Annotated in this window: 23 protein-coding genes; 4 read left to right on the top strand and 19 right to left on the bottom strand. The window is 72.0% G+C overall.

Annotation, left to right across the window (positions count from 1 at the left end; genetic code table 11):
- Positions 1-75: 75 nt before the first annotated feature.
- The 3 genes from ACZ4N4_RS46005 to ACZ4N4_RS45995 are packed head-to-tail and all read right to left on the bottom strand — an operon-like array spanning position 76 to position 3744.
- Positions 76-393: a hypothetical protein gene (locus ACZ4N4_RS46005; RefSeq protein ID WP_467600813.1), complete on the bottom strand. Its 318-nt coding sequence runs from the start codon at positions 391-393 to the stop codon at positions 76-78.
- Between the two features lie 13 nt (positions 394-406).
- Positions 407-877 (bottom strand): WXG100 family type VII secretion target, encoded by a 471-nt coding sequence (locus ACZ4N4_RS46000; protein ID WP_467600810.1) that lies wholly within the window; start codon positions 875-877, stop codon positions 407-409.
- A gap of 14 nt (positions 878-891) precedes the next feature.
- A complete protein-coding gene (locus ACZ4N4_RS45995; protein WP_467600807.1) occupies positions 892-3744 on the bottom strand; it encodes a WXG100 family type VII secretion target in 2853 nt (950 codons plus the stop codon).
- 203 nt (positions 3745-3947) lie between these two features.
- On the opposite strand from ACZ4N4_RS45995, the gene ACZ4N4_RS45990 reads away from it, so the two are divergent.
- Entirely contained in the window at positions 3948-4676 is a 729-nt protein-coding gene (locus ACZ4N4_RS45990) for a hypothetical protein (RefSeq protein WP_467600803.1), read from the top strand.
- An 81-nt stretch (positions 4677-4757) separates the two neighbouring features.
- Here ACZ4N4_RS45990 and ACZ4N4_RS45985 read toward each other — a convergent pair whose 3' ends face one another.
- Positions 4758-7478, bottom strand: a complete 2721-nt coding sequence (locus ACZ4N4_RS45985; RefSeq protein WP_467600800.1) for a right-handed parallel beta-helix repeat-containing protein — start codon at positions 7476-7478, stop codon at positions 4758-4760.
- Positions 7475-8296: a hypothetical protein gene (locus tag ACZ4N4_RS45980; protein WP_467600797.1), complete on the bottom strand. Its 822-nt coding sequence runs from the start codon at positions 8294-8296 to the stop codon at positions 7475-7477. The genes ACZ4N4_RS45985 and ACZ4N4_RS45980 overlap by 4 nt, the downstream gene beginning before the upstream one ends.
- Before the next feature lie 257 nt (positions 8297-8553).
- Between ACZ4N4_RS45980 and ACZ4N4_RS45975 the strand changes: the two genes are divergently transcribed.
- Positions 8554-9252 (top strand): response regulator transcription factor, encoded by a 699-nt coding sequence (locus ACZ4N4_RS45975; protein ID WP_467600794.1) that lies wholly within the window; start codon positions 8554-8556, stop codon positions 9250-9252.
- A gap of 144 nt (positions 9253-9396) precedes the next feature.
- On the opposite strand, the gene ACZ4N4_RS45970 is transcribed toward ACZ4N4_RS45975, so the two are convergent.
- The 10 genes from ACZ4N4_RS45970 to ACZ4N4_RS45925 all read right to left on the bottom strand — a co-directional run bounded on the left by ACZ4N4_RS45970 (position 9397) and on the right by ACZ4N4_RS45925 (position 20720).
- Positions 9397-10791 (bottom strand): EsaB/YukD family protein, encoded by a 1395-nt coding sequence (locus ACZ4N4_RS45970; protein ID WP_467600791.1) that lies wholly within the window; start codon positions 10789-10791, stop codon positions 9397-9399.
- A 50-nt stretch (positions 10792-10841) separates the two neighbouring features.
- Positions 10842-11165: a WXG100 family type VII secretion target gene (locus ACZ4N4_RS45965; protein WP_351710679.1), complete on the bottom strand. Its 324-nt coding sequence runs from the start codon at positions 11163-11165 to the stop codon at positions 10842-10844.
- A gap of 65 nt (positions 11166-11230) precedes the next feature.
- Positions 11231-11554, bottom strand: coding sequence for a WXG100 family type VII secretion target (locus ACZ4N4_RS45960; RefSeq protein WP_467600786.1), 324 nt, complete (start codon positions 11552-11554; stop codon positions 11231-11233).
- Positions 11555-11921: 367 nt separating this feature from the next.
- Complete coding sequence (locus ACZ4N4_RS45955; RefSeq protein ID WP_467600783.1) at positions 11922-12350, bottom strand: VOC family protein; 429 nt, start codon at positions 12348-12350, stop codon at positions 11922-11924.
- A gap of 51 nt (positions 12351-12401) precedes the next feature.
- The gene (locus ACZ4N4_RS45950; protein WP_467600780.1) at positions 12402-12863 is read right to left on the bottom strand and encodes a GNAT family N-acetyltransferase; all 462 of its coding nucleotides are present in this window, start codon (positions 12861-12863) and stop codon (positions 12402-12404) included.
- 69 nt (positions 12864-12932) lie between these two features.
- On the bottom strand, positions 12933-15386 hold the full coding sequence (locus ACZ4N4_RS45945; RefSeq protein WP_467600777.1) for a hypothetical protein: 2454 nt from the start codon (positions 15384-15386) through the stop codon (positions 12933-12935).
- A gap of 122 nt (positions 15387-15508) precedes the next feature.
- Complete coding sequence (locus ACZ4N4_RS45940) at positions 15509-17965, bottom strand: hypothetical protein (protein WP_467600774.1); 2457 nt, start codon at positions 17963-17965, stop codon at positions 15509-15511.
- Between the two features lie 205 nt (positions 17966-18170).
- Positions 18171-18611, bottom strand: a complete 441-nt coding sequence (locus tag ACZ4N4_RS45935; protein WP_467600771.1) for a YybH family protein — start codon at positions 18609-18611, stop codon at positions 18171-18173.
- Between the two features lie 49 nt (positions 18612-18660).
- Positions 18661-19497: an EamA family transporter gene (locus ACZ4N4_RS45930; RefSeq protein WP_467600768.1), complete on the bottom strand. Its 837-nt coding sequence runs from the start codon at positions 19495-19497 to the stop codon at positions 18661-18663.
- Positions 19497-20720, bottom strand: coding sequence for a Glu/Leu/Phe/Val dehydrogenase dimerization domain-containing protein (locus ACZ4N4_RS45925; RefSeq protein WP_467600765.1), 1224 nt, complete (start codon positions 20718-20720; stop codon positions 19497-19499). The genes ACZ4N4_RS45930 and ACZ4N4_RS45925 overlap by 1 nt, the downstream gene beginning before the upstream one ends.
- Before the next feature lie 276 nt (positions 20721-20996).
- Between ACZ4N4_RS45925 and ACZ4N4_RS45920 the strand changes: the two genes are divergently transcribed.
- Positions 20997-21446, top strand: a complete 450-nt coding sequence (locus ACZ4N4_RS45920; protein WP_467600762.1) for a MarR family winged helix-turn-helix transcriptional regulator — start codon at positions 20997-20999, stop codon at positions 21444-21446.
- A gap of 63 nt (positions 21447-21509) precedes the next feature.
- Here ACZ4N4_RS45920 and ACZ4N4_RS45915 read toward each other — a convergent pair whose 3' ends face one another.
- Together ACZ4N4_RS45915 and ACZ4N4_RS45910 are read right to left on the bottom strand one after the other, a co-directional pair.
- On the bottom strand, positions 21510-22640 hold the full coding sequence (locus tag ACZ4N4_RS45915; RefSeq protein ID WP_467600759.1) for an ABC transporter permease: 1131 nt from the start codon (positions 22638-22640) through the stop codon (positions 21510-21512).
- A 264-nt stretch (positions 22641-22904) separates the two neighbouring features.
- On the bottom strand, positions 22905-23690 hold the full coding sequence (locus ACZ4N4_RS45910) for an SDR family NAD(P)-dependent oxidoreductase (protein WP_467600756.1): 786 nt from the start codon (positions 23688-23690) through the stop codon (positions 22905-22907).
- 256 nt (positions 23691-23946) lie between these two features.
- On the opposite strand from ACZ4N4_RS45910, the gene ACZ4N4_RS45905 reads away from it, so the two are divergent.
- A complete protein-coding gene (locus ACZ4N4_RS45905; RefSeq protein ID WP_467600753.1) occupies positions 23947-24612 on the top strand; it encodes a TetR/AcrR family transcriptional regulator in 666 nt (221 codons plus the stop codon).
- Between the two features lie 175 nt (positions 24613-24787).
- On the opposite strand, the gene ACZ4N4_RS45900 is transcribed toward ACZ4N4_RS45905, so the two are convergent.
- On the bottom strand, positions 24788-25102 hold the full coding sequence (locus ACZ4N4_RS45900) for a hypothetical protein (protein ID WP_467600750.1): 315 nt from the start codon (positions 25100-25102) through the stop codon (positions 24788-24790).
- A 45-nt stretch (positions 25103-25147) separates the two neighbouring features.
- Positions 25148-25522, bottom strand: a complete 375-nt coding sequence (locus tag ACZ4N4_RS45895) for a four-helix bundle copper-binding protein (RefSeq protein ID WP_467600747.1) — start codon at positions 25520-25522, stop codon at positions 25148-25150.
- Positions 25523-25782: the final 260 nt, after the last annotated feature.

Here is a 25782-nt window from a genome sequence, read left to right as displayed (position 1 = left end):
GCCTTACTCCTGCCCGGACTTGGGGATGCCGCGGGCCACATCACCAGCCTCGCGATCACAGCGAGCAACCACCGCTTACCGGGAATGACTCAGTGCCTGCTTCGCGAGAGTTTTCTCCTGCTCGGTCCGGAGCATGGCGTAATAGTTGATCATCTCGCCGGTGTCCCAGAACTCTTCGATGATTTCCATCACCGCTTCGCGCTGGTCGGCGAACGCCTGGCTCATGTACATCTCGGCATCGCCCTGCCATGCCCCGAGGTTCAGATCGAACTCGGCGCTGGTCATCCTGGCGGCCTGCTCGTCCAGGTAATCGCCGAAGTCGATGAGTGCGTTGCCGAGTTCGTAAACCGGATTGGGGTCCCAGTCCTTGTTGGGCGAAAACGAGTCAGACATGATCGGGGCTACCTCAGAATCCGGTTTCGTTGACCGCGGTGGTGTGGTAGTTCTTGTCCGGCGCCCCGCTCGGCTGGTCCACCGTGTCGGTCGGCGAACCGGAGGAGGCCGAGCCACTGCCGGCCTGCACTATCCCGGTGTGGAACTGCTCGAACATCGCCTTGATGGCACCTTCGCAGTTGGCGTAGTTCTGCGCGGCTTTGGCGATGCCCGTGGTGAGGATATTGAGGACGCCCTTGGAGGGCTCCGCCTGCGTGCCGTAGAGCTGCTCCGTCACCGTCGTCCACCGTGTATTGAAATCGTCGGCGACGTCCGCCGCGTCCCCGGTCCAGGAAAGCCGCAGTTCGCTCAGGGAGTTCATGATGTCGGCGAGCGCGTCACTGATGTTCTGGCCGGCCGAGGTCACCTGGTCGCAGGCGGCGGTGAGACTGTTCGGATCCACCGAGAGCGTGACGGCGTTGTAGTCGTGGGGAATGTGCGACATTGGCTGATACCTCCTCAGGATCCCTGCGAATTGGCGACATTGGCGTTCTCGGCGGAGATGTAGTTCTCCTTGCTCGTCATCATGCGCTCGATCATGTCGGTGAGGAGATCCTGGAGGTCTCTCATGACTTTGTTGACCTGGGTGGCGATATCGCTGAACGAATTGCCGGCGGGGCCCTTCCAAGCGTCTTCTACGACGCGATACTGATCCTGGATGGTGTTGATGTTGTCCTCGATCACATCGGCCCGGTTCCGGACCAGGGTGATGGACTCGCCCAACTGACCGATGTCAACGGCCCAGGCCCCGGGGGTCATCACCGTCGTGCCGTCGGCGAGCACGTAGGAGCCGTCGCTCTGCAGGGTGGCGCCGTCGATTCCGTTGTCGGTGACGAGGTAGGTGGAGCCGTTGGACGCGGTGAAGATGCCGGTCTGGGTGTCGAGGGTGCCGGTGAGCACGGTGCCGTCCGCCAGAACGACGGTGGTCCCGTCGGAGGAGTAGAAGTCGCCGCCCGACATGTAGCCGTAGAGAACCGTGCCGTCGGGCAGGGTCTTGGTCACCCCGTCCTTGAGGAAACTGCCGTCCGGCGTGCTGATGCCGTGCTCGACCTCGCCGTCCGCCGAGACATAGACGGTCCCGTCCTGGGAGATCCAGCCGCCGTCCTGGGTGGCGCTCCCCAGCAGCGTCTGGCCGTCGACGGTCCGGGAGACGAGGAACTGTCCGTCCGCCGTGGTCTGTCCGTTGAGGACCGTGCCGTCGGGCTGGACCTCGACGGTCCCGTCCTCCGACACCCACGTGCCGTCGCTCAGCACGCTTCCGTACACCTGCTGACCGTTGACGGTCCGCACCTCGCCGTTCGGCAGGAACGATCCGTCCGCCGAGGTCAGTCCGTACTCGACCTCGCCGTCCGCCGAGACATAGACGGTCCCGTCCTGGGAGATCCAGCCGCCGTCCTGGGTGGCACTCCCCAGCAGCGTCTGGCCGCCGACGGTCCGCGCGGTGAGCGAGGAGGCGTCCTGCGACGTCGACTCCTCGGACTCGTCCGAGCCGGTCTCCTCGGCCGAGTCCGAAGTGACCGTCCCACCATCGGCGGAACCGTCATCCGCGACGGTGGTCGTGCCGTCGGAGACCGCCGTCGTGCCGTCGGAGACCGCCGTCGTGCCGTCGTCCGCGACCGCCGTCGTGCCGTCGTCCGCGACCGCCGTCGTGCCGTCGTCCGCGACCGTCGTGGTGCCGTCGTCCGAGACCGTGGTCGTCCCGTCGTCCGCGACTGTCGTGGTGCCGTCGTCCGTGACTGTTGTCGTGCCGTCCGCGCCGGACGCTTCGCCGTCCGCCAGGAACGATCCGTCCGACGAGGTCTGCCCGTGCTCGATCTCGCCGTCCGCCGAGACATAGACGGTCCCGTCGTCGGAGATCCACCCACCGTCCTGGGTGTCCGCACCCCACATCGTCTGACCGTCGACGGTCCGCTCGGTCAGGAACTGCCCGTCCGACGAGATCTCACCGTGTTCGACAACACCACCGGCGGTGACCATCGTCGTCCCGTCCTCCGACAAGAACGACCCGTCGTCCAGCTGTGTCCCATAAACGGTCTGACCATCGATCTGCCGCACTTCGCCATTCGCCAGAAACGAACCGTCCGGCGCCGTCAGCCCCTGCTCGATCTCACCCTCACTCGAGACATAGACCGTCCCGTCCTGAGAGACCCACCCACCATCCTGAGTGTCCGCACCCCACATCGTCTGACCGTCGACGGTCCGCTCGGTCAGGAACTGCCCGTCCGGCGTGGTCTGCCCATGCTCCACAACGCCGCCGGCCGTGACCATCGTCGTCCCGTCCTCCGACAGAAACGACCCGTCGTCCAAACGCGTGCCATATACCTCCGCACCATCAAGAGCGCGTACCTCGCCATGAGCGAGAAACGCGCCGTCCGGCGCCGTCAGGCCATGCTCCACCGCACCATCACCGGAGACGTAGACCGTCCCGTCCCGGGAGATCCAGCCGCCGTCCTGAGTGTCAGAACCCCACAGATCCCGTCCCTCAACCATCCGTTCCGTGACGAACTGGCCGTCCGACGTGGTCTGCCCGTGCTCGACCACACCCCCGGCCGTGACCATCGTCGTCCCGTCCTCCGACAGGAACGAGCCGTCATCCAGACGCGTGCCGTAAACGGTCTGACCGTCGATCTGCCGCGCTTCGCCATGTGCCAGGAACGCGCCGTCCGGTGCCGTCAAACCATGCTCGACCGTGCCGTCACCGGAGACGTAGACCGTCCCGTCCTGGGAGATCCAGCCGCCGTCCTGGGTGTCGGAGCCCAGCAGATGCTCGCCGTCGACGGTGCGTTCGGTGAGGGGCTGGTCGTCCGGCGCGGCCTGGCCGGGAGTTGTGTCGCCGGTGTCCGTGGTGGTCGTCGTCGCACCCGGTTGTGGTGACGTGGAATCCGCCGAACGGGTCTCGCCCTCGTGCGAGGTGGACGTCGGCTCGGTGTGCGAAGTGCCGTGATCGGGCCGCGTGTTGTCGCGGGCCCACAGGCTGTTGCCCGCGTCCGTGTGTTCCGGTGACGGGTGGCCTCCGTGAACTCCATGGTTGTGATGACCGGGGTGGTCTGTCGCATCCGCCTCGCCGGTCGCCTGGGCGAAGAACGACCTCTCCAGGTCGATCAGTTGGCTGCCGTCAGGCGATTGACCGGGCGCGTCGGAAAAAGAACCGTGACCGTCGACCACCGGTTCCGCCAGAGTGGAACTCCCGGAATCCGGTGCATTCGATGCGTCCGGCGACTGGCCCTCCTGGTCCGTCGACGCGGTCGCGGGTTCGAACAGCCCCCGGTCCAGGGAGATCAACGCCTCGCCGTCGGTGTGCGCGTCGGTCATCTCGCCCCGTCTCCTTTCCCCGCCCCGCCGGCGACTTCATATGTGTCCGCACGTTAAGGCTCGTGGAATGGCGGGAGATTGCGTAGATCCTTGTTCCTGACCTGGGCGACGTCCTGGAACGGGGACGTCGAGCGGCGCTCGATATTTCGGCACCATGGACAGGCCGTTCAATAGGCCGATGACCGAAGAAAGCGGGGTGTCCCATGGGCGACAGCGACAGCGACGACGTAAGCCCGCACGCATCGAAATACCAGAGCGACCCCTGGGTACCGAACGTGGACCCGGACGCGAGCGATCACGGCGACCAGGAGGACGCGGCCGAAACCTACTCCGAGATCTACGGGGTCACGGCGACGACCAATCCGACCGACGACTCGGGCGACGACGAGCCGCCGGACGAGATGGTGACCATGCCGAAGCTGAGCATGGCCTACACCACGTCCCCCGACCTGGTGCCCACCGAGCCGGGAGGCGGGTCGGGCGACAGTCCCGCCCCGCCTCCGGACACCAACGCCTTCTCGATCGACCTGGGCGCGCTGCGGGGCGCGGAGCAGACTTTCCTCGATGCCGTCTCGAACGTGACGAGCGCGTACGAAGCGCTGCGGACCAAGGTGCAGGCCGCTGTCGCCGACCCCAATCTGTTCGGCCAGGAGAACGGTCATCTTCTGTACGGCGGCCGGATGACAACCTGGGTCCCGGACGAACTCGCCGAAAGCGGCGCGCAGTTCGCCGAGGCGATCAACCCGCAGCTGACGAAGGTCATGCAGGACGGTGCCGGCGGCATCGAACTGATGGGCAGCTTCACCGCGTTGCTGAACAACGCCGGCCAGACCTACGCGGAGACGGACGCGAAGTCGTCCATGACGGACCAGGTCCCGACCGCTGAGCCGGCGGTGCTGGTGAGTGACACGGAGTCGCCCTCGGCGATCTAGCGCGACGGCGCACACGGAAGGGCGCCCGGCCGACTTCTCGGCCGGGCGCCCTTCCGTGTGCCCTGCTGCCCTGCCGGTACCTCACTCCACGACGACGGCCGGCAGGTCGTCCGGCAGCAGGGTCACCAGGTCGTCCGTCGTCGGCTCGACCAGTTCCACCACCCGCTGGGCGTGCCGTTCCGTCATGCGCTGGAAGATCTGGCGGGCGGTACGGCCATTGCCGAAGCGGTCGTCGCGGACCAGGGCACCGAAGTAGCCGCGCAGCGCCTCGCGGGTGTCCTGCGGCAGCTCGTACTCGTGCTTGGCCGCGTGGAACTCGACGATACGGCCCAGCTCTTCACTGCCGTAGTCGTCGAACATCAGGGTGCGGGTGAAGCGGGAGGCCAGGCCCGGGTTGATGTCGACGAAGCGTTCCATCTCGTCGGGGTAGCCGGCCACGATGACGACGACGTCGTCGCGGTGGTCCTCCATCAGTTTGACCAGGGTGGCGATGGCCTCGCGGCCGTAGTCGTTGCCCTGCCCGGCGGGCGTGAGAGCGTAGGCCTCGTCGATGAACAGGACGCCACCGAGGGCGCGTTTGAAGACGGCGGTGGTCTTGGGCGCGGTGTGACCCACGTATTCACCGACCAGGGACCCGCGGTCGGCCTCGATCAGGTGGCCGCGGGAGAGCAGTCCGAGGGCGGCGAGGATACGGCCGTACAGGCGCGCCACCGTCGTCTTGCCGGTACCCGGGTTGCCGGCGAAGACCAGGTGGCGGCTGAGCGGCGGGGCGGCGAGGCCGGCCTCGGTGCGCCGCCGGACCAGCTGCATGACCTTGACCATGGTGCTGACGTCCTGTTTGACGCTCTCCAGGCCGATCAGGTCGTCGAGCTCGGCCAGTACCTCGGAGAGGCTCTCCGCTCGGGTCTGCCGGGTTCCGGTGCTCTTGGCGTCCGGTGTCGCGGGGCCGCCGGGCCGGCCGCCGGGTGTCACCGCGAGCTCCCCGGCGCCCGGCGCGGGCAGCGGTTCGCCGCCGCCCAGTGCCTCCTCCGGCATCGTGCTGATCTTCACGGCGTCGACGCGGCAGCGCTCGATGGTGGGGTCGGCGCCGTCAGCGAGTTTGAGGTCCTCGTCGGTGTCGTGGATACGGCAGCCGCGCAGCAGGGGCGTCGCCGCGCTGCCGACGTAGACGGCGGGGAAGCCGGTTGCGCTGATGTCGCAGTCCTCGAAGCGGCCGGCGGCGTTGTCGGCGATGTAGAGGCCGTTCTTCGCGGTGCCGGTGACGGTGGTGCCGCGGACCCGGGGCGTGGCCTTCGCCTGGACCACGAGACCGGTGCCCTTGGTGTCGGTGATGGAGCAGTCGGTCAGCCAGGCGGCGGCGCCCTCCCGGACGAAGACCCCGGCGGCGCCGGTGCCGGTGACGCGGGTGTCGACGACCAGTGCGGCGGTGCCGGCACCGATGTCGATGCCGACGCCGGAGCAGGAGCTGACGGAGCAGTCGTCGACGAGGGGGCGGTGTTCGGTGCGCAGGCCGATGCCGGTGGCGGCCTTCGTGATGCGGCAGCCGCGGGCGGACAGGTCGCCGCCGTCGACCTCGATGCCGCACAGCTCGGTGTCGTCGATCTTGGTGTCGGTGAGGGTGAGAAGAGCCTGGCCGACACTGCGCAGTCCGTGTTCGGGGGTGCCCTGGATCCGGCTGTCGTGGAGGGTCACCCGGCTGCCGTCGCCGGCGTGGACCCCGGTGTAGGCGGATACGGTGACGGCGCAGTCGGTGAGGGTGAGGTGTGCGGTGTCGGAGGCGTAGACGCCGTTGGCGCCGGAGCGGGTGAAGGCTCCGCCGCGTACCTCCACCCGGGCCTCGCCGCCGGCCGCGAGGCCGGAGCCGGCGGTGTCGGTGGTGGTGGTGTCGTGCAGCCGGAGCCGGCCGGCGCCGGTGGCGACGACGCCGGCCGCGCGGATGTCGCTGATCCGGCAGTCGGTGAGGGAGGCGACGGCGCGGCCGGTGACGTGCACCGCGTCCCGGCCGGTGCGGGCGATCTCGCAGCCGCGCAGGGCGACCCCGAACTCGCCGCCGGAGGACGGTGCTTCACCGGCTGTGGCGTCGTCGGGGGCGGTGTCGGCGCCGGCGTCTCCGGTGATGACGACTCCGCCGGCCTCGCTGTCCCCGATCCGGCAGGTGCGCAGCACGGGCCGGGCGCTGTCGTCCACGGCGACGGCGGCGGCTCCGGTGTGGGTCACGGCGCACAGCTCCAGGGCGGCGCGGGCCGAGCCGGTGATCCGGATGCCGTGGCCGCCGGTGCGGGTCACCGAGACCCGGGTCAGAGTGGGGGCCGCGCCGTGGTCGACGAGGATTCCGACGGCGTCCACGTCGCTGATGCCGGTGTTCTCGACCACGGCCCGGCTGTCCCCGGCGAGATGGAGGCCGATGTCGCCGGTGTGGTGGAGTTCGCAGTCCCGGAGGACGGGGGCGGCGGTGCCGGTGACCTGGACGCCGGCGCCGGTGATCTCGCAGCCGGAGATCTCCACCGCGCCGGCGGTGACGAGGACGGCCGGTTCCCTGCCGTGTCCCTCGATGACCAGGCCCTGCACCCGGCCGCCGGGGCTCTGCACGGTGAGGGCGGGGCCGTGGGCACCGGCGACGATCCGCACCGTGCCGCGGCCCTTCTCCGCGGCGAGGGTGATGTCGCGGTCCAGGAGCACGCTCTCGGTGTAGGTGCCGGGCTGGACGGAGATCACGGCACCCTCGGGGGCCTCGCGGACGGCGGCGACGATCGTCTTGTACGTGCCCCACCCGCGGGGGGCTACGCGCAGGCCGGCGGTCATGTCGAGGTGCAGGTGAGCCGCACCTGCCCGGCGGCGACATGGACACCCTCGGCCGCGTCGCCGCTCTCGGCGCCCGCGTCCACGAGCCGGACGGTCACCCGGCCGGTCCGCACGGTGAAAGAGGGCGAGGTGAACCAGCGGCCCTGCCGCTTCTTGCCGACCTGGTCGACCATGAAACCGCCGAGCGCCTTGGGCTGCTTGTCCGCCTCGGCGCCGAAGGCGTAGTCGTCGCCGTAGTAGTAGAAGTACGCGGGCGAGCCGCCGACCAGGGTGCGGGAGGAGTTGGTGGGCACGAAGCTGGAGATCCGGCAGGACGCGACGGTGAAGTGCGAGCTGAAGTCGTACTTCCACAGGGCGTACCTGCTCGCGTCGAAGGCACTGGCCTTGCCGGAGACCGGCATGGAGAGGTACCCGCCGGTGCAGGCCTCGCCGGTGTAGCCGCCGCTGTCCGACTGGGTCCAGGCGGTGGTGCCGTCCGCGTCGGTTCCGGTGGAGTAGCCGTACGCGGCGAAGCTGGTCGAACCGTCGCTGCTCGCCGCGCAATCGGGACCGGCGATGGCCTTCCAGGTCTGTCCGGAGCTCTGTCCGCCGGCCTGGTAGGGCGTGGCGTCCGGGCTGGGGGCGATCGGTTTGACCTCGTTGGGCAGTGCGAAGGCCGGTCCGCCGAGCGCGCCGTACACCAGCGCGCCGAGGGCGACGGCCAGGAGCGTGGAGACGCTCACCACGAGCATGCGCTTGCCGGTCCGGCCTCGTGGGTCCTCCGGCCGTACGGATTCGGCGAATGCGGAGGAGAACTCACGCCAGTCCTCATCAATCATGCGGGAAAGCACCCCTCATTGTTGAGTGTCCGAATAATCCTGGGAAAGGGAACGCGAAAGGGACGGCGGGACGAATAGCCGTGGTGCGGGCGCACGGGTGGGCTACTCGGCCGCAGGGCACCCGACTTGAGTTACGTACGAGGTCACGGGCGGGTTCACGTGTTTTCTCTCACGGGGCGCACAGCGGGGGTGGGGGCTGACGCGGGGGCTACGTTCGTACTCAGGAACTCACCGAACCTGAGAATGGCAGGAGCGCAATGTCACCCCAGATTTCTCAGATCGCCGTTGTCGAGCAGCACAGTCTGGTGCGCCTGGGTCTGGAGACCCTGCTCTCCGGCAGCGCGCTGCTGCGGGTGGTCGCGCTGGCCGCGGATCCCGCGGAGCTGCCGGAAGCCGACGCACAGCGCCTGGACGTCGTCGTCTACGGCGCTCCGCCGCAGCCCGGACCGGCGCTCGCCAAGACCGTCGCCGCACTCGCGCGGTGCGGACGGGTGCTGGTGGTCGCCGACTTCGCGGGCTGGCAGCCGGTGACCGACGCGCTGCGCGCCGGGGCCTACGGCTGCGTCGGCAAGCAGGCGGGCGAGCAGGAGCTGCTGCGCGCGGTCGAGACGGTCGCGCTGGGCGGTCTGCACATCGCGCCCGGCCTCGCCACCCGGCTCCACGACGAGCTGCGGCAGCCCGCCGGCACCCCCGCCCCGGCGCTCGCGCACCGGGAGCGGGAGGCGCTCCGGCTGCTGGCCACGGGTCTGACGCATGGTCAGATAGCCCGCCGGATGGGGCTGACGGAGGCCACCGTCAGCACCTACGTGAAGCGGATCAGGAACAAGCTGAACGTCCGCAACAAGGCGGACCTCACCCGGAAGGCGATCGAGCTCGGCCTGCTTCAGGGGGACGAGTTCCGCAGCCCCGCGCTGGCCGGCGGCTACTCCCCCGCCGGGTACACCTCCGCCGCCTGACATCGCACCGCGCCCTTTCCGCCGCAAAGCCGTCAAGCCGTCGAACCCCGCGTTGTGAAGCCCCGTCGTGACCGCCGACCCGCACAATCGTGTGCGGGTCGGCGGTCACAGCCGTGTGCGCCGAACCGTCGGCTCGTCGGCTCGTCAGATGTGGTGGCCCAGGCTGACGATGGCGCCGAACGCGCCGAACGTCGCCACCGCCAGGGCGACACTGCCCCCGGCCAGTACCGAGCCGAAGCCGGCCAGCCACCGGGGCCGCGCCATCGCCGGCAGGTCCGGGCGGCGCATCATGCGCCGGAATCCGTAGACCAGGAGCACGGCCGCGACCAGGGCACTGCCCACGGGCCCGGCCCAGTTCCCGGAGCCGAAGCGCTCGGGGCCGGTGATCAGCAGGGTGAAGAGCCCGGCCGTACCGGCCACCAGCAGCGGCACCACCTCGGCGACCAGCCGGGCCGACCCGGCACGCAGCAGGACCGCGAGCCCCAGCAGTCCGGCCGCGAGGTTGGCGTACGGGGAGCCGGAGGCCGCCATGACCACCAGGCCGCCGCCGAGGACCAGGCTCAGGGCGCCGCTCCAGGTCGCCAGCAGGACGGTCGCGGCGCGCACGGCGAGGGTGACCTCGTCGTCACGGGGCTCCTCCTGCACCCGCATCCTGACCCGCCGCCAGGTGAAGGCCACCGTGCCGCTGACGGCCGACGGCACGACGGTGAGGAGGGCGAACGCGGTCACGGCGACCACGCAGGCGCTCTGGACCGCGTCGGCCCGCAGTGCCGCGAGGCCGACGCCGAGCACGGTCGCGACGGCGGCCGTGAACAGGGTGGCGGAGGTGGTCACCGCCGGCGCCGCCACGGCGGCGAGGAAGGCGCCGAGCAGCGCGCCGAAGGCCAGGGCCGCCACGGCCGGCCCGGTCCTGGTCATGACGCCTTCCAGACCGAGCTGTTCGGTGCCGTAGCCCAGCGCGGCGGACCAGGCGCTCAGGGCCAGCGCGGGCACCGCGCACAGGGCCATCGCCATCCGCAGGGCCGCTGGAACGGACCAGCTGCGCTCCGTCGCGACCCACGCCAGCACCGGCAGCGCGAGCCCCGCGGCGAGCGCGAGGTCGAGGAGGACGCCCGTGCCCGGGCGGTGCCGGACGGCGAGCACGAACAGGGTGGCGACGAGCCAGCTCAGGGCGAGCGCGGTCAGGGTGTACGTCCGGGAGCGGGCGTCCCACCGGCGGTCCAGGACGCCCTCGGAGACCTCGGCGACCCGTTCGGCGACGTCGTGCACGACCGGGTCGTCCAGCTCGTCGGCGGTGGCGTCACGCAGGTAGAGGACCTGCCCGTCGGTGACGCCCAGTTCCGAGAGCGACCACTCCGGGGCGAAGGCACTCCCGGTCGCCGCGCCCAGGGTCCAGGCCGCCGGCATGATGTCGGACTCCCGCTGGTCGCACAGACGCGCCAGGGTGTCGGCATAGCTCACGATCGGGGCTCCGGCCGGGACCGCGAGGTCCACCTTCCGGCGCTCGCCGACGACGGTGATACGGCAGTGCTCATCCACGATGACGATTCCTCAGGGGATGCAGGGGTGTTCCGCCGCCGGGGCGACGGTCAGCGGTGCTGCCAGGTACGGGAGTTGGCCCACTCGGCCTCGGAGTAGTTGTTCCAGTTGACGTGCATCGCGTTCGCGATCTCGCCGAGCACGCCGCCCGGGCCGAAGAGACCGTTGGCGGCGTAGTTCCACTCCGCTTCCAGACCCTCGAAGTACTGCTGCGCGGCGCCGTTCCAGTCCCCGCCGGCGAGGACCGGCTGGAGCTTGTTGATGAGGTCGTGGAGTTCGTCGGCGATGGTCTGGGCGACGCCGTTGATGTGCGTGCCCGAGCCGGCGAGTTCCTCCTTGACCATGAGGTTCGCGCCGTCGACGTTTCCTGCCATGATTCACTCCCTGGTGTTGCCGGATACCGGGTGGGGCCTTCGGGTGGCGTCGATATGACGGCGGGTCAGCTGAGGTTGGCGCTCGACAGCCCGGCCTCGATGTTGTTGATCGAGGTGATGTTCTGCTGCTCGCTGTCGGTGTAGTTGACGTAGTTGCCGCGCAGCCCGCCGGCGATGTCGGTGAGCGCGTCGTGGAGCATGCGGGAGTAGATGTCGTACTCCTGCATGAGGGCCTGGAAGGTGTCCTGGGCGATGCCCTGCCACCAGCCCTCCATGTTGACCACGTAGGTCTTGAGGTCCGAGAGCTGCCCCTGGATCTCGGCCGCCGTGCTGTCGCACGACGTCGCGGCCAGCGAGATCTGCTCCGGTGTCACCTTGAAGTCGGTCACCGTACTGCTCCTGTCCGGGTGGACTGATACCGGTCCAGTTCAGCGTGGCAGCGGCAGCAGGAGGCCGACAGATCCCCATTCCGGTGTCCCCGGGACCCGGCGGACAGTGTCCCGGTGCGGGGGGCGGTAGGACGGCAGGCGTGCATGAAGTCCCGTGCGTCACAGGGGACTTGATCTGACATCAGATGAGCGGGACCCGAACATGACGCTGCGTCACCTCGCCCTGTGGTCAGGGATGTCGGAGTCGGCCGCCGAGCGCGTCATCGGCCGTCTCGGGCCGTCGCTCACACCCGTACGAGGCCGGAGAGGCCCAAGGGAGGTGGGCCCAGAGGAGGAGGCTCCCCGCCCCTCCGGCTCGCAGAAATGCTCAGTCGATACAGAACTCGTTGCCCTCGATGTCCAGCATCGGGATGCAGGCGTCGTTGCCGTCGTACAGCGTTCGCACGTGTACCGCGCCGAGCGGGACCAGTCGTGCGCGTTCGGCCTCAAGTGCGGCCAGGCGCTCCTTGCCCACGAGGCCGGTGCCGACCCGCACGTCAAGATGCACCCGGTTCTTGACGACCTTCCCCTCGGGAACACGCTGGAAGTACAGTCGCGGGCCCACCCCCGAGGGATCGACGCAGGCGAACCATGAATCCCGCTGCTCAGGTGGCTGCGAGCCCTTGTAGTCGTCCCAAGTGGCAAACCCCTCCGGTGGCGGCGGCACGACGTACCCCAACACCTCGCACCAGAAACGAGCCAGACGCTCAGGTTCTGCGCAGTCAAAGGTGACTTGGAACTTCTTGATCTCTGACATCGGCGCAACATACCAGGCCGTGTGGAGAGACCCTACGGACGAGCAGCGGGCCTACGCCAGGTCCGAACCCGACGGTTCGGTCAGTGACTTGAACATGTGCACGTCCGCGTGGCCGCCGGGGATACCCAGGGTGCGGCCGGTCTCCGCATAGCCATGGCGCTGATAGAACCCGGGGGCCTGGAACGTGAAGGAGGACACCGCCACGCGATCGCAGCCGCGTCGCAGCGCTTCCTCCTCGGCGGCCTTCAGGATCCAGCTGCCCCAGCCGCCCTTGCGGCTGTCCTCCCGGACCCACAGCATCGAAATCCCGCACAGTCCACCCCAGGTCCACGCGGCCAGCCCGCCGATCAGCCCGCCCGCCTCGTCGGTGACCTTGACCGACAGCGTGCCCTGCTCGGCCACACCCGTGGCGGCCGCGTTGAACGCGGTGAGCCCCTCGTCCAACCGCTTGTTGAGCTCGGTGTCGCGCTCGCCAATGGTCAGGATCGGGCCAGTTCCATGATCATCAGTCATGGCGGGGAGTATGCCAGTCCGCCCGGCCGCACAGCACCCCACCACCTGGATCCACCTTCACCACGGACCCTAGGGGCCCTCGCCCACCGGACCGGCGCACCGCTCCGGCCAGCCTCCGGCGCCGCTCTGGCCGTCCCGGCCCCGCAGCGCCTCGTCCAGGCCGGCGAGCGCGGCCCGGTCGGCCTCGCCCAGTTCGGCGTTCGCGTCCTGGCCCGGCGAAGACGCCGGTGCCCCGCCCGAGGCGGGCAGTTCGCGCAGCAGGACGACCGGGGACGGGCCGGTGCGCCGTACGTCGAGGATCACGAAGGGTGTGCCGGGGGCGAACACCACCTCCTGGACCTCCTCGGGCCTCTCGGGATCGTGGAACAGCGGCCGGGCGAGCCTGCCGGTCACCGACCAGATCGCGTACCGCGGGCCACGCGGCCGGTCCGCTCCCCCGGCCGCCCGCACGCCGTTGAGCGGGGCGCGGTCCCGGAGTACGGTGCCGGGGCGCAGCGGGTCGTTCTCGGGGTCCTCCGCGTGCGGCAGCGCGGAGCCCGCGCCGCGCAGGACCGCACCCCGGTGCGTCGGCAGCCGGCGCAGCGCCGACACCAGACAGGCGGCGAACGGCAGGAGCCGGTCGTCGCGCCCGTGGCAGGCCGCGGCCAGGGCGCGGTGGTCGAGCAGTCCGCCCGCGTCGTCGAGGTAGAGCCGAAGCGCCGTCAGGTCCGCCTCGGCGGCTTCCCGTTCCTCTCCCGCCATGGCGGGCAGTCGGCCGAGCGCGCGGGCGACGGCGGGCGCGTGCCGCTCCCAGGCCGGGCCGGCGACCAGCCGCAGGGCCGTGTGCTCCGCGGGGCTGCTGCGGTGACCGGCGCGGAAGGAGGACCTCGCGTGCGCCGACCGTACCGGCTCCGGGCCGTCCCGGCGGGTCGCGCCCGGCCGGGGTGTCCGCCCGTCCGGGGCGGCGGCCGCCAGGGGGCGCCGGCTCAGGTACTCCCACGCCTCGTCGAGATCGGGCCCGGCGGGCGGATCGGGAACCACCGGCTCCCGGGGCACCGCGATCTCCTCCCGCCCCCGGATCAGATGCTCCCAGGCTCCGGCGAGATCGGGCGCGGCAACCGGATCAGCGGTGGTACGGGCCGCGGCCGGTGCCGCTTCGGCGACCGGGGCTCGCGAGTACGGGACGACCTCGGCCCCGCCGGACGTGGTCGGCGTCGGTGCCGGCGCAGGCGGCGGTGCCGGGGCGGCCTGGGTGCGCACGCCGTGCCGGGTCGCCAGTTCGCGGAGTGCGGGAGCGTCCGCCGCGGTGGCGCCGTACACCTGGAGCAGGGCGCTCGCGCACACCTGCGGCGGCAGGGTGCCGAGCAGGGCGTCGAGGGCGGCCCACAGCGTGTGGTCCGGCCGCTCCCCCGGGACACCGGCCTCGACGACCGGCCCCTCCGGGACGACCGCGAGCCCCGCGTCCGGGCGGGCGGCACCGTACCGGCCGACCCACAGCCCCGCACGGGTCACCGTCACCTGCCAGCGGTCGGTGAGCCGGACCGCGCCGTCCGGCGAGCCGTCCGCGCCGGGGAGCGGTGCGGCACAGCCCAGCAGCCGGGGTTCCCGAGCGGGGTGGCACTCGGCGGCGTTGACGAACGGCAGCCAGCCGGGCGCACCGTCCGCCCCGAGCACGACGGAACGGACACCGCGGGTGCCTCCGGGCGGGCCGTCGGTGAGCAGCGGCAGCCCGGTGGCGGCCACCACCGGGGCGCCGAGCCGTTCGGCCACGCGCTGGGCGAGCGGCAGCAGATCACCGGGGCCGCCGGGCGCCAACCGCACGCCCCCGCGCACCGGTTCGGGCAGGACGGAGAGCAGACCGGCGACGTCGTCCGCGACCGCGCCGTCTCCCGGCAGGCCGCACACCACCAGTGTGAGCCGTCGGGGGTCGAGCGGAACGGTGTGGTACAGGTCGCCCGGAACCGTGCCGGGCATCCGTGCAGGCCGCAGCAACAGGCCGGCGGGGATCCGCTCGATCACGTGTCCGCCCGTGGTGTGTCCGGGAACCGCGTCGAGCGCGACCTCCCACGCGGGCCTCGGGCAGCGCACGCCGATCGGCACCGGGGAGGCGGCTCCGGGGGCGAACCCGAGCCATCCGCCGGGCGCGTACAGCGAGCCACCGGGCACCGTGTGCACCTCGGCGGCGGGAGCCTCCACGGTGACGCCCCAGCCGTCGGCGACCCGCCGGGCCAACGCCGGTCGACCCGGCCGTTCCCCGCCCGTGCCCGCCATCGCCAGGCGTACGGCGGTACGGCCGGCCGCGCGCAGCGAGTCGAGCACTCCGCTCAGGCGGGGCCAGAAGTCCGCCTGTGCCGTGGTCCCCATGTCGGCGAGCAGCGTCACCGTCGGATCGCCGGACCAGCGCAGCACGCGGACGAGGTCGTGGACTTCGGCATCGGTCGCCGGCGCGGGGGTGCCGGACCGGAGCACCAGCAGGCGGTCGTGCTCCTCGACGCGTACGGTCGCGTCACCCGCGGTGGTCCTGCCGGTGGTTGCCTGTGCCATCCCCGCTCACTTTCGGGTCGTCGTCGGGGTGCGGTGAGGGCTACGACGCCGGTACGACCGTCCGGCGCGCGGTCGAGGACCTCCGCCTCGACGCCGCCCGTCCGGCACCGGTCCGCTCCGCATCAGGAACGTCCCGCCACGGCCGAGCACGAGGTGGCGGCCGCGACGTCGTCACCCCGCCCGACGACCGAGGGCTGCGGCGACAGGACACCGGTGCCCTTCGCCTGCCTGGCCGCCACCACCGGAACGAGTTCCCGCGCCGCGACCGACCTCCGCACCCGCGCACCGGCACCCGTGGCAGCGGCAGCGGGCGGGGGCGTCCGCGACTCGGCAACAACCGGAGGAGTCCGGGACTCGGCGGCAGCCGGGGGCGTCCCAGGCCCGCCGGCGGCCCGCGACATCCGCGACTCGGCGGCGGCCGCAGGCGCTTGAAGCTCACCAGCAGCCGCAGGCGTCCGACGCCCACTGACAGCCGAAGGCGTCCTGGGCCCGCCCACCGCCGAACGCGTCCCATGTTCGTCGATCGCCGGAGGCGTCCTGTGGTGGTCGTCGGTCGTCGGTGAGGTCGTCATCAGGACAGGTACGGCGGACGGCAGGTGTGGTGTGGGCGGGGTCGCGTGCGCGGCCTCCAGCTGCTCCCGGTAGCGTTCCGCGGCGCGCAGCCAACGGCCGTTCGGGCCCGCTACCTTCTGCCGCAGGGAGATGATCGACGGCGCGATGCGCAGGGCGAGCGCGATGTCGGCGGTGTCCCGCCAGCACGCGTCCGCGTTGGCGGCGGCCTGCTCCGCGTCCACGCTGTCCATGCCGGCGGTCACCAGCAGGCTGAACGCGACCCGCCGGTAGAGGTCCGCCGCGAGGGCGTTGTGACCGGCCAGCCGCATCACGTGCGCCCTGATCTGACGGATCTGCAGGGAGGTGGGGTGCTCCGAGCCGTGAGTGGTGAACGCCTCGCGTTCGAGCGCGGTGGCGAGGGCCGTGGCGTCGTCGTACCGGCCCCCGTTGGCGGCCTGCACGATGCCGCCGATCCGCTCGCGGTAGCGGGAGAACCCGTCCGGCGCGGGAGACTCCACGGGGGGCGCCGGGACGGCCCGCTCGTCGGCGGCCGGTTCCGGCAGGGCGTCCGGGTCGGCGCCGGCGGTCGGCGGCCACAGCATCCGGACGCCGTGCTGCACGGCGAGCCTGCGCAGCATCCGGCTCTCGTCGGCCGAGCGGCCGGGCGCGTGCAGGACGGCGTACTCGCGTGCCTCGGAATCGAGATAGTCGAGCACATGCGACAGGGCGGACCAGCAGGTCTCGTCGAGCGGCTGGTCCGACGGGCCGATCTCGACGGCGAGTTGGTCCGCGAGCACGGGTCGGCCGGCGAGCGGCAGGGGCCGGCCGACGGGTCCCAGGGCGAGCCCCGCCCGGGTCATGGTGACCTGCCACCGCTCCGACAGCCGGACCACGCCGGCGTCCTGTTCCCGGGCGTCGGGCACCGGAGAGCGCCAGCGCAGCAGGCGGGGACCGGGGGCTTCGTCGTCGCGGCCGACGGCACCGGGACGGCAGACGACGGCTTCGACGTAGGGCCGCCAGGTGGGCCGGCCCGCGCCGTCGACGAGGACCGATCCGAGTACGGGCTCGGAGTCGGCGTCGGAGTCGGCGTCCGCCTCGGAGTCGGCGTCGGCCGGTGTGGCGGTCCGGGCCGCCAGGGGCGGCCCGGTCAGCACCTCCACCTCGATGTCCAGCGCGTCGGTGACCTGCTGGACGGCGGGCAGCAGGTCGCCCTCGGCGCCGGGTGCGACGCGGACCCGCGCGCGCACCGCGGGCGGCAGCGCGGCGAGCAGCGCGGCCAGGTCGTCGGCGGGGATCCGGGCGCCGCCGCCCGGGCCCGGCACGCCGACCAGCACGGTGGGGTGGCCGGTGTCGACGGGCACCGCGTAGCACAGGGCACCGGGGGCGGGCGGCGGTGTTCCCGGGGGCTGGAGCAGCACACCGCTGGGGACGGGGCGGACGGTGTATCCGCCGGCGGTGCGTTCGGGCAGCGCCGCGAAGGCGGTCCCCCAGCCGGGGGCCGGATGGCGGACGCCGAGCGGTGTCGGCTCCGTGCCGGGCTGGAAGAGCTGCCAGCCGCCGGACGGTTCGGCGGGGTCGAGGACGAAGAGGGTGCCGCCGGGGACCAGCAGCGCGCTGCCGTCGGGGGCGATCACGCCGAACCCCCAGGCGTCGGCGATCCGCTGGGCGAGTGCGGGCCGGTCGGCGCCCCCGCTGCCGGCGCAAGAGACGACCAGGCGCAGGGTGGTCGTGCCGTCGGCCCGGAGCATGTCGAGGACGTCACCGAGCCGGGTCCACAGCGCGGGCGGCACCGGGCCGTCGACGCCCACGACGACGGTGGCGACGGTCTGGCCCCCCTCGGCACCCAGTGACCGGGCGAGTTCCGCCACGTCGTCCGGGCCGGGGACGGCCTGTTCGGTGGGGCGCAGCAGCGTCAGCCCGTCGTACCGGTCGACGAGGACGGGCGTGTCGAGCTCTCCCGCCGTGCCACCGGGCTGCTGGCCCCGGCCCGGTGCCAAGCGCGTGAAGAGAGTGCCCCAGCGGGACATGAACTGCTCCTTCCGTGACGGCATGCAGCCCTGGGCGGGCGTACGTCCTTGGGCGGGCCGCCTTCCCTCCGGTGCACCGCCGCCCGCGTGCGGGGGCGGGTCCGCCGTGGCGACGGTTCCCGCGGCGACGGGCCGGGCGCGCGGGTTCCCGGCCGCCTCCGCATACAGCTACGGATGGCCGGCAGGATCGGTTCGCCGCTCGCGGCTACGCCGGATCGCCCGCTGGCCGCCGGTCCGGGCCGGGCGGCGTGACGGCGGCGGCCGGTGACAGGTGTTCGTGCACGGCGAGCCAGCGGCCGCCGGCCTGCCGGCGGAAGACGATGGTCTCCCGTTCGTGGAGGGTCTCCTCGCCGGCGTCGGTGGAGATCCGGGTCTCGACGGAGTGGGTGAACACCGCGGTGTCGTCCCAGAGTTGGACCATCCGGTCGTAGGAGAGGCAGTTCAGCACCCGGAAGCCGTCCTCGAGGACCCAGCGCGCCATAACCCGCCGGTACTCGGCGACGGACTCGATGCGCTGCTCGGCGGTGTGGAAGACGAAGGTCGCGTCCGGGGCGAAGGTCCTGAAGTAGTCGTTCAGGCGTCCCTCGGCGTAGGCGGCCACGAGGTCGTCGGCGGCCTGGAGGACCTGTTTCTGGTCGTCGCTCATGTCGGTGCCTCTCCGGAGGAGGTAGGGAAATCGGTGGGGGGCGGCGGCGCTAGACGGCCACGAGGAGCAGCGCCCAGGCGCCCAGGCAGAGCCCGAGCGCCTGAGGTACCGTCACGCGTTCGCCGTCGAGCAGCAGGGCGAGTACGACGGTGGCCGCCGGGTAGAGCGAGACGATCGGTCCGACCACGCTCAGCAGACCCTGGTCCGTCGCGAACAGGCAGAAGGCGAAAGCGGCCGAGTCGAGTGCCCCGGCCAGCAGCACGGGCAGCCACGGCACGGGCGCGCCGCCCGCCTTCGGCCATCCGCGCAGCGCGCCCGGAGCCACGCACAGGATGGAGACGGCGCGGGCGCCCACCAGCGGCCACAGTCCGGCGTCCGGTCCCGGATGGGAGATGAACACCAGCTGCAGTCCGAGCGCGCCGCCGGTCGCCAGGGCCAGCAGCAGGGTGCGCAGCGCGACGGTGGCCTGCCGGATCCGCCCGGCCTGGCTCACCAGGGCGATCGAGAGCACCGCGCAGCAGACCCCGCACAGCGCGAGCGGGCCGGGCGCCGTCTGGACGGCCAGTCCGACCACCAGGGGTACGACGGCCGCCGTCACCGCCGTGACGGGTGCCACCAGCACGATTCCCTCGGCCGCCAGCGTCCGGTAGAGCAGCACCAGCCCCAGCAGTCCGAAGGCGCCGGCCCCGAACCCCCAGGCGAGAGCGGTCGGTGCGGGGCCGTGCTCGGCGGTCGCCGCGAGCCAGACGGCGACCACCGGGAGGGACAGCACCTGGGAGAGGAACACGACCCGCGCTGCCGGTACGCTCCGCGAGGCCCTGGCGCCGCAGTAGTCCGCCGCGCCCCAGCCGAGCGCCGCCACGCCGGCCAGCAGTGTGGTGACCATCAGGCGCCTGTCCGGCTCAGCAGCACATCGCGTCTGGCGTCGGCCATGTAGCGGGCCGCCTGGCGGGGCGTGCACACCGCGTCCTCGGCGAGCTTCAGCGTCTCCGTCACCAGGTCGCGCAGGGCTCCCCGGACCTTGGACAGGGAGGAATCGGCGGTCGGGGCGACATCGCCGTACAGCACCCACCACCACCAGGCGTTGGTGCCCGAGTTGGCGACGACGTCGGGTACGACGACGCAGCCGCGGGCGCGGAGCAGCTCCTCCGCGCCCGCGGTCACGGGCAGGTTCGCCGCCTCCACGATGTAGCGGGCCGCCACCCGCTCCTGGTTGGCCTCGTGGACGGTGTAGGAGGTCGCGGCCGGCACCAGCACGTCGGCCGCGAGCGACAGGCAGGCGTCCCGCTCCAGCAGGACGTCGTCCGGACCGAGCCGGCTGCGGTCGATGGCGCCGTACGCCCGGCGGTGGCGCAGCATGTCCTCGACGGCCAGGCCGCGCGGGTTGGCGACGGTGCCGTGGACGTCCGAGATCCCGACCACCCGGATCCCCGCCTCGTGCAGGAAGCGGGCCGTTGAGCCGCCCATGGCGCCGAAGCCCTGGACGACGGCGGTGGCGGACGTCCGGCAGACGCCGTCCCGGTCCAGGAGCGTGAGCACCGCCTCCGCGACCCCGCAGCCGCCGACCAGTTCGCCGAGTCCGATGCCGTCGACCTCGACGGCGAACGCGTCGGCGAACCGTTTCCGCGCCGCCGGAGGGTCGTCGAGGGTGCGCACGACCGGGGCGATGCAGCCCTCCACGCCCAGCTCGCCGAGCACCTCGTCGATGAGTTCCGTGGTGGTGCCGAGGTCGTCGCCGGTCGCCCAGTTGTTCTCCAGGTACGGCCGGACGAACGCGAGGAAGCGGGAGAGCACACCGCGCGCCTCGCTGCTGAGCGGGTCGCAGTCGATCCCGCCCTTTGCGCCGCCCATGGGGAGGTAGCGGCCCGTGGGGTCGTAGTGCAGCGCCTCCTTCACGCTCATCGCGGCCGCCAGTTCCCTGACCTCCTCGGGACGGCATCCCTCGCGCATCCGCAGGCCGCCGCTGGCCAGACCCCGGACGAGCCGGTCGATGACGAGGAAGCCCTGGTGTCCCGTGACGGGGTCGGTCCAGATGAGTGACGCTTCGGGGGGACGGGTCGCCGCGCCGCCGGCACGGGCCGCGGGCGGGGTGAGAAGTCCGCTGTTCACGGCGATGGGCTCCTAGGGAAAGCCGATGAGGAGTGACCACGGAGCGCGCCACTGGCGGTCGTGGAAGACCCGGAAGCGGCCACTCACGCGCGCTCCGACGGTAGTTCCGGCCGTGGATCACTGGGCAGTCCCCTATTCCGGGGCATGGCGGGCGCCCCTGTTGGGGAACCGCTTCGCGGTAGCTCTCCCTGTTCGATCAACCGCACAGGTCACGCGAGGAACCCCCTGAGCCAGCCGGAGCCCGCCGCCGGGACCACGGCGCCGGCGGACGTGCGCATGCCGGATTCGGTCGCGGCCGGCACGCTCAATCACGCGATCCTCCGCGTGGCCCGTCTGCACCGCATGCTGGCCGGCCAACTACTGCGCCGGGTAGGGCTCCACCCCGGCCAGGAACTGGTCCTGATGCAGCTGTGGGACCGGGGTCCGCAGCGGCAGACCGACCTCGTCCGGCTGCTCGGCTCCGACGCCGCCACCATGACCCGTACCGTCCGGCGGCTGGAGAACGCGGGCTTCGTCCGCCGGCACCCCAGTGCCACCGACAAGCGGGTCTCCATCATCGAGCCCACGGCGGCCGGCAACGCGCTGCGCGGTGAGGTGGAGCAGGTCTGGATGGACCTGGAGGCCAGGGTCGCCGAGGTCATGGCCCCGGCCCGGCAGGCCGAGGCCGTCGAAGTGCTGCACCGCATCGAGGAGAGCCTCGCCCGCGCCACCTCGCAGCAGTCCTGACCGGGATCGGGGCGAACATCCGCGACGAGGCCGGGCGGTCTCCGACGGCAGGGTGACGGGCCGTCAGCGTGCGGCCGCGAGGTCCGCGGAACCGGCCGGCTCACGACGGGCGGCGACCCGGTCCAGTACGTACTGGAGGGTCAGGCAGCCCAGGCACCAGGCGGCCAGGGTCGTCACGGCGCCGGTGAGATGCGCGTCGTGGAAGTAGGCGGCGCCCCGGAGTCCGCTCACCGCCGCGGCCGGCGGCAGGACCGAGGCGAGCGGGGAGAGCCAGGCGGGCAGGAAGGTGGTCGGCAGGATGCCGCCGGAGGTCGCGTTGCCGAGGATCAGCAGCACCACGGAGGCGACCGGCATGCCAAGCGGCCCGAACACCCGAAGCAGCACTCCGGCGGCCGCGGCGGCGGCCCACGCCAGCAGGCCCACCACGAGGACGACCACCGCGAACGGGGCGGGCAGCGCGCTCAGGGCGCTGTGCCCGATCAGTGCCACCATCAGGCCGGAGGCCGCGGCGAAGACCAGCATCGAGGCGACGCGGACGGCCAGCCCCAGGCGTGGCGCCATCTGGTACGAGGAGACGGCGAAGAGGAAGCCGGCGAGCACGACGCCGAAGGCGGCGTAGAACACCGACAGTCCGCGGGAGTCCCCCGGCGCCAGGGGCAGTACGTCCTTGACGGGAACCGGCTTGCCGACCGCGGTGGTCAGCGCCGTGGCGAGGGTGGACACCGTGGACGGCCCCTGTGCGCCGGCGACCAGCACGCGCGTGCCCCGGTCGTCGGCGACCAGGGCGGCCGGGACCTGGTCGTGGGTGACGGCCCGGCGGGCGGCCGTGGCGTCCGGGTAGCGGTAGAAGGTGTATCCGTCCGGGGCCGCGTTGTTGAGGGCGAGTTCGGTGTGCGCGGCCACCTTGTCGGAGGCGGCGATGCCGACGGGCTGGTGGCGGGCGGACGGGGAGTGGAAGGCCGCGAGGTAGACGGCGACGAACACGGTGCCTATCGCCAGCGCGGTGAGCACCGGCACGAGCACCGCCTTCCGGGTTCCGGCGGCCGCCGCGAGCACCGGGGCGGGCAGTCCGGGTTCGGAGTCGACCAGCGCGTGTCTGGCGTGCCGGACGTGATCGGCGGCGGGGGCGGCACCCGGGGGGTACGGGGCCGCCTGGGGCGGCACGCTGACAGAGGGCTGTATGCCGTGGTGCATGGGCGAGAGCTTTCCGGGGTCGAGTGGAGCGCTGGGGCTGCTTCGTGGGGTTCCGGGCTCGGGCGGAACGCTGGGCTTCGTGGGGCTCCGGGGCCGGACGGAACGCTGGGGCTTCGTGGGGCTCCGGGGTCGGGCGGAACGCTGGGGCTTCGAGGCCTGCCGCTGGTGGTCGGGGATGGGGCGGGTTCGCCGTTGCTGTTCCTTCGGGCTGTCCGCTTCCTTCGGGGTGTCCGGTTCGCCGTCCGTTCAGGACAGCCCGCCGGCCTAGAACATCCCGCCGTCGAGCTGCAGCGTGCGGCCGGTCATGTAGGCCGCGTCGGCGGAGGCGAGGAAGGCGTATCCGGCGGCGACCTCGGCAGGCTCCGCCAGCCGCCGCAGCGCGACGCCGACCTTCAGCCACTCGGACAGGTCCTGCTTCCCGGCCAGGTCGGGGTGGAGATAGCTCGCGCCGTTCTCGCGGGCCATGTCCGTGGCGGTGCCGCCCGGAGCGATGGCGTTGATGGCAATGCCCTTGCGTCCGAGTTCCGCGGACAGGTTCAGGACCATCGACTCCACCGCCGCCTTGCTCGCGGCGTACAGCGTGTGCCCGAAGAACGCCTTGGACGCGCTCACCGACGAGGTCAGCACGATCCGGCCGCCCTCGCCCAGGTGGGCGACGGCGTGCTGGACCGCGAACAGCTGCCCGCGTGTGTTGACCGCGAAGACGCGGTCGAAGTCGGCCGGCGTGATCTTCTCCAGCGCGTCGAAGTGCTCGATACCGGCACAGGACGCGAGCACGTCCAGCCTGCCGAACTCGGCGACCGCCCGCTCGATCAGCACTCCGGTCTGTTCCGGGTCGGCGACGTCGGCCTGGACGGCGACGGCCCGACCGCCGCCGTCACGGAGCTCGGCGACCAGGGCGGCCGCGGCCTTCTGGTTGCCCCGGTAGCCGATGGCCACCGCCGCACCCTCCTGGACCAGCCGCCTGGCGACAGCGGCGCCGATGCCTCGGCTGCCACCGGTGACGACCGCCACCTTGCCTTCGAATCGTGCCTTCTGCGCGGATGACACCACTGCTCATCTCCAAGGAAACGTCGGCGACTGTCTCTGTGGGCAACGGCCGCGGCGCCCTGACCCGACGGGAGCCTGCACCGCGCCCGAGCGTGCGCGTCCGGACGTCGTCGGTCTACGACGGCACGCCCACCGTAACACCAACCGCAGGAAATCCTTCGCTTATAGCCTCACCGGAGTCCGGCTGACGTAACCTCGACGCGTCGACCCGCGATGATCACGGTCGGTCGGCGCGGCCGAGAAAGGACGGCACACGGTGGCTTCCCGCACCCCTGGCGACAGCGGCAGACCACGGCTGCGGGCGGACGCGGCCCGCAACCGGGCACAGATCCTCGCCGCCGCCCGCACCGCCTTCCGCGAACTGGGCACCGCCGCCCCGCTGGACGAGATCGCCCGCCGCGCCGGCGTGAACATCGCCACTCTCTACCGCCGCTTCCCCGATCGGGAGGCCCTCGTCCAGCAGGTCGTCCTCGACGGGTTCGCCACGGTGGCCGAGGCCGCTCGCCGCGCCCTGGACACCGCTCCGCAGGACCCCTTGGCGGCCGTCGAGGGGTTCCTGCTCCGCCTGGTCGACGAACGGGACACGCTCGTACTCCCCCTGATCGGCGGGCCGGTCGCCACCAGCCCCGACGCGGTCGAACTCCAGGGCCGGATCGCACCGCTCCTGGACGAGGTGCTCGGCCACGCCCGCTCCCGGGGCGCGATCCGATCCGATGTCACGCACATGGACCTGATCACCACCGGGGCGCTCGTCTGCCGCCCCATGCCGTACCTGCCCGCGGAACAGGCCAAGGCCCTGGCCACCCGCCATGTGCGCATCTTCGTGGACGGCCTGGGCCCGAACGACGCCCGCCCGCTGCCGCCCTCCCCGACGCATCAGGACATCACCGTCCATCTGCACACGAGCACAGAGAGCGACTGAGCACGCGGCACGGCGGGTCGGTGACATTTGCCGACCACTTATTTCTCTAGCAGCGGATGCGATCCCGAAGCCGTGCGCGAGCAGGGCCGCCAAGGCATGGAAATCCGCAGCCCATAAGCGCTCACGGAGCTGTGCAGTCCCGCCACCCCCGTGAGTGACCAGAGAACGCCCGGCCCTACCCGGCGAGGACGTACACGAGCCGACCCGCCGCGGTCACCAAGAACGCCGCAGGCGGGGCGAGAAACCAGATGCTCAACCAGCGCCTGCCCACCGGGACCAGCGTGATCAGCGCGGTCAGGGGCGCCAGGAGGCAGGCGATGTAGCCGGCGACGAGGTTGTCGAACGGGAACGCCCGGGGCGGTGCGAAGGCCAGCCAGGTGTAGACGCCGGTGACGAAGTTCAGGAACGCCAGCAGGACGCTGAAGGCAGCGCCGCCCAGGACGGTGCCGACGGTCAACCGTCGGCGTAACGGCGCCTCAGGCGATGGCATCTCGGCTCCCCGTCGGCGGTGACACCCGCGGACAGGCTAGGCCGTTCAGACCAGCGCCGCCATGAACTCCGTACAGGCCGCGGCGCATGCCCGGCACGCGGCCGCGCTCTTCTCGGCGCCGGGGCGGGTGTCGAAGGCCTGGGCGCACTGGAGGCAGATCGTCCGGCACCACTCCAGCTGGATGCGCAGACCGGCCTCGTCCTGGACGTTCTCCTCGGTCAGGGTCCGGCAGGTCGCGTCGCACACCTCGGCGCACATGATGCCCGTACGGCGTATCCGCTCCAGCTCGACCGCGCCCTCCGGATCGAACACGCTGGCGCCCAGCGCACACAGTCGCGCACATTCCGTACAGGCCTGTGCGCAGGCGAAACGATCCTCAAGATATCCGTACAGCTCCTGTTGAGAAGTCGTCGACGTCATGCACCCCGGGTTGCCGAGGCCGACACCGGCAAACCCGCGACCCGGAGCGCCGGACCGCGTCGGCCCGCCGACCAGCTGCTCCACCTGGGGGTACTGGATGCCGTTCCACCGCCGCGTGTTCCAAGGACCTGCCGACACCGCGGCGTGAGCATGGCCACATCCCGAATTTGAGGGGCCCCTCATGTTAGCCTGGACGCATGAGCCACCAGCACGTCCTGTCCGCGCCTCAGGCGCCGGCCAAGGCGCTGCGCCGTGACGCG

The sequence above is a fragment of the Streptomyces sp. NPDC026538 genome (assembly GCF_055567535.1).
Note: the sequence above shows the minus strand (reverse complement) of the source record. Positions and strands in the feature narration are given on the sequence as shown.

Coding starts and splice junctions, on each gene's coding strand:
- ACZ4N4_RS46005 (WP_467600813.1), bottom strand. CDS start 393: ATGTCTGACTCGTTTTCGCCCAACAAGGACTGGGACCCCAATCCGGTT.
- ACZ4N4_RS46000 (WP_467600810.1), bottom strand. CDS start 877: ATGTCGCACATTCCCCACGACTACAACGCCGTCACGCTCTCGGTGGAT.
- ACZ4N4_RS45995 (WP_467600807.1), bottom strand. CDS start 3,744: ATGACCGACGCGCACACCGACGGCGAGGCGTTGATCTCCCTGGACCGG.
- ACZ4N4_RS45990 (WP_467600803.1), top strand. CDS start 3,948: ATGGGCGACAGCGACAGCGACGACGTAAGCCCGCACGCATCGAAATAC.
- ACZ4N4_RS45985 (WP_467600800.1), bottom strand. CDS start 7,478: ATGACCGCCGGCCTGCGCGTAGCCCCCCGCGGGTGGGGCACGTACAAG.
- ACZ4N4_RS45980 (WP_467600797.1), bottom strand. CDS start 8,296: ATGATTGATGAGGACTGGCGTGAGTTCTCCTCCGCATTCGCCGAATCC.
- ACZ4N4_RS45975 (WP_467600794.1), top strand. CDS start 8,554: ATGTCACCCCAGATTTCTCAGATCGCCGTTGTCGAGCAGCACAGTCTG.
- ACZ4N4_RS45965 (WP_351710679.1), bottom strand. CDS start 11,165: ATGGCAGGAAACGTCGACGGCGCGAACCTCATGGTCAAGGAGGAACTC.
- ACZ4N4_RS45955 (WP_467600783.1), bottom strand. CDS start 12,350: ATGTCAGAGATCAAGAAGTTCCAAGTCACCTTTGACTGCGCAGAACCT.
- ACZ4N4_RS45950 (WP_467600780.1), bottom strand. CDS start 12,863: ATGACTGATGATCATGGAACTGGCCCGATCCTGACCATTGGCGAGCGC.
- ACZ4N4_RS45945 (WP_467600777.1), bottom strand. CDS start 15,386: ATGGCACAGGCAACCACCGGCAGGACCACCGCGGGTGACGCGACCGTA.
- ACZ4N4_RS45940 (WP_467600774.1), bottom strand. CDS start 17,965: ATGTCCCGCTGGGGCACTCTCTTCACGCGCTTGGCACCGGGCCGGGGC.
- ACZ4N4_RS45935 (WP_467600771.1), bottom strand. CDS start 18,611: ATGAGCGACGACCAGAAACAGGTCCTCCAGGCCGCCGACGACCTCGTG.
- ACZ4N4_RS45930 (WP_467600768.1), bottom strand. CDS start 19,497: ATGGTCACCACACTGCTGGCCGGCGTGGCGGCGCTCGGCTGGGGCGCG.
- ACZ4N4_RS45920 (WP_467600762.1), top strand. CDS start 20,997: ATGCCGGATTCGGTCGCGGCCGGCACGCTCAATCACGCGATCCTCCGC.
- ACZ4N4_RS45915 (WP_467600759.1), bottom strand. CDS start 22,640: ATGCACCACGGCATACAGCCCTCTGTCAGCGTGCCGCCCCAGGCGGCC.
- ACZ4N4_RS45900 (WP_467600750.1), bottom strand. CDS start 25,102: ATGCCATCGCCTGAGGCGCCGTTACGCCGACGGTTGACCGTCGGCACC.
- ACZ4N4_RS45895 (WP_467600747.1), bottom strand. CDS start 25,522: ATGACGTCGACGACTTCTCAACAGGAGCTGTACGGATATCTTGAGGAT.